The sequence below is a fragment of the Pseudomonas fluorescens genome, from assembly GCF_000968015.1.
Taxonomy (GTDB): Bacteria; Pseudomonadota; Gammaproteobacteria; order Pseudomonadales; family Pseudomonadaceae; genus Aquipseudomonas; species Aquipseudomonas fluorescens_W.
In genome coordinates this window covers 1-536 of sequence record NZ_LACH01000126.1, presented here as the reverse complement: position 1 = coordinate 536, position 536 = coordinate 1, and the positions used below count along the sequence as shown (strand labels likewise).

Annotated in this window: 1 pseudogene; it reads left to right on the top strand. The window is 62.3% G+C overall.

Features of this window, described 5'->3' with window-relative positions:
* Positions 1 to 536, top strand: a pseudogene (locus VD17_RS31025) (glycine dehydrogenase (aminomethyl-transferring)); the annotation flags it as partial.

Here is a 536-nt window from a genome sequence, read left to right as displayed (position 1 = left end):
ATGGAGCGTAAAGAAGGCGCGGTCTGCGCCGCACCGTTCGGCAGCGCGAGCATTTTGCCGATCACCTGGATGTACATTCGGATGATGGGTGGCGCGGGGCTCAAGCGCGCGTCGCAACTGGCGATCCTCAATGCCAACTACATTTCCCGGCGCCTCGAAGAGCACTATCCAGTGCTGTACACCGGCAGCAACGGCCTGGTGGCGCACGAATGCATCCTCGACCTGCGCCCATTGAAAGACAGCAGCGGCATCAGCGTCGATGACGTCGCCAAGCGCCTGATCGACTTCGGCTTCCACGCCCCGACCATGTCGTTCCCGGTCGCCGGCACGCTGATGATCGAGCCGACCGAAAGCGAATCCAAGGAAGAACTGGACCGCTTCTGCGACGCCATGATCCGCATCCGCGAAGAAATCCGCGCGGTGGAAAACGGCACCCTGGACAAGGACGACAACCCGCTGAAAAACGCCCCGCACACCGCGGCGGAAATCGTCGGCGAGTGGACGCATCCGTACAGCCGTGAGCAAGCGGTGTATCC